The 3,903-nt window shown below is 38.3% G+C and carries 3 protein-coding genes, 1 riboswitch and 1 other annotated feature; all 3 genes read left to right on the top strand.

What is annotated here, in order from left to right; genetic code table 11:
- The first annotated feature begins 112 nt into the window (after window positions 1-112).
- The 3 genes from LACDD01_RS02810 to rplJ all read left to right on the top strand — a co-directional run bounded on the left by LACDD01_RS02810 (window position 113) and on the right by rplJ (window position 3,838).
- Window positions 113-2,170 (top strand): cation:proton antiporter, encoded by a 2,058-nt coding sequence (locus LACDD01_RS02810; RefSeq protein ID WP_061413136.1) that lies wholly within the window; start codon window positions 113-115, stop codon window positions 2,168-2,170.
- A 57-nt stretch (window positions 2,171-2,227) separates the two neighbouring features.
- A riboswitch (FMN riboswitch) is annotated at window positions 2,228-2,344 on the top strand.
- A gap of 100 nt (window positions 2,345-2,444) precedes the next feature.
- The gene (locus LACDD01_RS02805; protein WP_019291903.1) at window positions 2,445-3,029 is read left to right on the top strand and encodes an ECF transporter S component; all 585 of its coding nucleotides are present in this window, start codon (window positions 2,445-2,447) and stop codon (window positions 3,027-3,029) included.
- Window positions 3,030-3,161: 132 nt separating this feature from the next.
- Window positions 3,162-3,288 (top strand) — a sequence feature (ribosomal protein L10 leader region).
- 34 nt (window positions 3,289-3,322) lie between these two features.
- The gene (gene rplJ / locus LACDD01_RS02800) at window positions 3,323-3,838 is read left to right on the top strand and encodes a 50S ribosomal protein L10 (RefSeq protein WP_004257506.1); all 516 of its coding nucleotides are present in this window, start codon (window positions 3,323-3,325) and stop codon (window positions 3,836-3,838) included.
- Window positions 3,839-3,903 lie beyond the last annotated feature (65 nt).

Below are 3,903 nucleotides of genomic sequence, written 5' to 3'. Positions count from 1 at the left end.
AACTGGAATTTAAACGTTGTCGTCTACGCATGAATAATAAGGACTGTTCAAAGTTGGACAAGAAAATTCAAGAGAAACAAAGACGATTTAGAAATGATATTTAAGGAGTTATATGCTTCAGTCTATCCTTCATGTGATCATTTTCTTGCTCGCATTAGTTTTTTCAAATGTTATCAATAAAATTTTCCCTAAGTTAGCCTTGCCTTTAGTGCAAGTTCTCATAGGGATTCTTTTTGGTTTTGGAGGTATTTCAGAATTTCTTCACGTTGATCCGGAATTCTTCCTTGGCTTCATCATTGCACCGCTCTTGTTTCGAGAGAGTACAGAAGCAGAAGTGAAACGGATTGTTAAACACCGACATTTGATATTTGTGCTTATATTCCCGCTAGTTTTTGTTACTGCTCTTGGTTTAGGTGGCATTTTACATCTGTTTTATATGAGCATTCCTTTAGCAGCTTGTCTGGCTTTAGGAGCTGCACTAGCCCCAACGGATGCAATTGCTGTGGGTACGTTATCGACCCGCTTTGTATTTCCTCAAAGAATCATGAATATTCTCCAGGGTGAGGGACTCTTTAATGATGCATCTGGTATCGTATCCTTCCAGATTGCTGTGCTTGCACTTGTGACAGGGACTTTTTCTTTACCACAGGCGACCCTTAATTTAATCCTGTCCATTATAGGCGGCTTTGCTATTGGTATTGGGCTTTCGATTTTAAAAAATAAAATTTTAGAAATTCTTGATGATGTCGATGCGCGTGATGTCAGTGGCTATTTGATGCTGGAGTTCGTAATGCCGCTTGCAGCATTTGCTTTGGCCGAAGTTTTGCACGTTTCGGGAATTATCGCCGTTGTTGTTGCTGGTATCTTCCAGTCCAATGGTTTTCGACCAACTACTGTGTTTGATGCACAAGTGACGCGTGTCAAAAATAGTGTATGGGAAACGATTGTGTTTATGATGAATTCAAGTGTCTTTATTTTCCTTGGGATTGAGTTGCATAGTCTTGTTTTTCCTTTCCTTTTTGATCGGACATATTCCGTTTTTTGGCTGGTTTTTGTTGTACTACTTTTGACTTTTGCCCTATTTTTGCTAAGATTTTTAATCTTATTGTCTTATTATTTGGTGACTGTCAAAGACAAGGGAGAAATCTTTCACTCTTATTGGAGCGAATTGTTATTGTTGACTTTTTCTGGTACAAAAGGGACGGTTTCCATTGCGACCATACTCCTTTTACCTCGGCTTGCTGATAATACCAACAATCTATTAATCTTTTTTTGCGCCTCAGTTACTGGCTTAAGCTTTCTTGTGAGTTTGCTGACTTTGCCTTACTTTGCAGTTGAGAAAAAACGCACGGTCAATAATTTGGCAGTTATCGCAATTTTAGGTGACGTTGTGCAAGAATTACGGGAAAGAATTACTGAGAAAGCGCAAAATGGCTATCACCTTGTGATTGCTGATTATCAAAACCGGATTCAGAAGCTCATTGTAGAGCAAGAAAGTGCTGGAATTACAGAAAATTTTAACACCTTGCAATTATTAATTATCCGTGTAGAAATTGAAGGGCTTGAAGATGCGCTGGAGAAAGAAAAAATCTCGATGCGTACTTATCGCACCTACCATCGCTACATACATACTTTGGAGCAAGATTTGGCACATGACTTGGTTTCGAGTATCCAGTTTGCCCAAGTGGTTACTTTGCGGGCTTTGAAAGTTCTAAAAACACGTATTTCTCGTTTTGACTTCCAACTTTCCCGTCCAAAAGTTGAAGATATGGAAGAAACGCGCCAAGAGATTAGCAATCTTTATTTAGATAATACAGAACTTGTTCTTGAACTTTTGGAAAATTTAGGGACAATCTATAATGCACAACTTGTTGACTTTCTCCAAGCAGAACGCTTCCGTCAAGCAGAACATATTGCTCAAGGTAACTGGAACTATGTTAATGGATTTCGTGTAGCTACAGAATTGACGAATATAGAAGAATTGATGGAAGCCTATTATTTAGAGCGTAAGGTGATTTTCGAATATGAGCATACAGGACGAATTGCGCTTAATGAAGCTAAAAAATTACGCCAAACCGTTAATCTTTTGGAAGAATATGCCTTAGCAAGCGATCACCGTTCCTTCCTTTACGATTTATTTGAGTTTCGCAAAAGAAGAAAAAGAAAATAAAAAAAGCGTGTGAGCGCTCTTTTTTTTGACCAAAAATAATTTTTTGTGATATAATAAACGTATCTTCAGGGCACCGTGAAATTCGGGACCGGCGGTTAAAGTCCGCGAAGCTGAAAAGCTTGATGTGGTGTAATTCCACAACCGACAGTAAAGTCTGGATGGGAGAAGAATAAGAAATAAGACCAGCTCTTTTTGGGTTGAGTCCGTTTTCGTCAATATTCAAAAACTCCCTTCAAAATGAAGAAATATTATTTTCTATTTTGGAGGTTTTTTCGTGTCAAATTCAAAAACACGTCGACTCACACTTATCGCAATGCTCAGTGCAATTTCTTTTGTACTGTCCTACCCAATGTTCCAATTTCCTTTGGTGCCAAGTGCAAGCTTTTTAAAGATTGACTTCACAATCTTGCCCATTTTGATTGGACTATTTATGCTTGGCTTAAGCAGTGCTTTTGCTATTCTTATCATTCGTTCGCTTTTGTGGTTACTTTTAAATAGTGACGGAGTGAATACCTATATTGGTTTACCAATGAATATTTTGACAGTTACTGTCTTTGTGCTGGTACTTTGGTTCTTTCTCCGTCACAGATTTAGCTTGCGTAACTATATTATGGCAGCCATTTTGGGGACATTGGCTTTAACTGTCTTGCAGGTAGTACTTAACTATGTATACGCTATACCCCTTTACGCAATGTTTGCTAATTTTGATATCGCTACAATGTTTCCTGGTGGTATTTCAGCTTATATTGGTGCTGTTATTGTCTTTAATATTCTACAAGGTCTCATTTTTGCAGGAAGCTTTGCTTTACTGTATTGGGCCCTCCGTGGATCAAAAGCCATCAAATTTATTAATGCTTAAACAGAAAAATAGAGCCTATAACTCAGGGCAAACTGAAAGAGAAAATGATCATGACTTCCTTAATGGTCATTTTTTTGTTTTTTTATTAATTTTTCCCTTGCATTTTTTAAAAACATCTGATATACTAATAGAAGTTCTGAAAAGGACTGACCGAAGACAGTTGGGGACATAAGTCATAAGCATCCAACCGAGGACAAACATTTTAAACAATGATTGAACTCTCTATGTCTTTTGGTCGTGGGGATTTTTATTTGTAAAAATTCCTACGAACAAAATAAAATGGAGGTAAACAAATGAGCGATTACAAAGTAAACGAAGCAACTATTGCTAAGAAAGCTGAGTTGGTTGACGTATTTGCAGAAAAATTCGAAGCTGCGACATCTATCGTTGTTGCAAGCTCACGTGGTTTAACTGTAGAACAAGACACTCAACTTCGTAAAGAGTTGCGTGAAGCCGGTGTGGAATTCAAAGTTGTTAAAAACTCAATCTTGCGTCGTGCAGCTGAAAAAGCTGGACTCGAAGGTTTGAACGACAGCTTCGTAGGCCCATCAGTAGTAGCTATCTCAAACGAAGATGCTATTGCCCCTGCTAAAATTTTGAGCGAGTTTGCTAAAACAGCAGACAAACTTGAAATCAAAGCTGGTGTTATCGAAGGAAAAGTTACAAGCAAAGAAGAAGTTGCAGCTATTGCATCTCTTCCAAGCCGCGACGGTCTTCTTTCTATGCTTCTTTCAGTGCTTCAAGCACCTGTCCGCAACGTGGCTCTCGCAGTCAAAGCTGTTGCAGAAAAAGAAGAATCAGCTGCTTAATTCCATATGGAATGACAGTAAGCAAATTTTATATCGGCGGATTTACGCAACAAACTAAAATTTAC

This window comes from Lactococcus sp. DD01 (genome assembly GCF_001578715.1).
Lineage (GTDB): Bacteria > Bacillota > Bacilli > Lactobacillales > Streptococcaceae > Lactococcus > Lactococcus petauri.
This window is presented reverse-complemented; position numbering and strand designations above follow the sequence as displayed.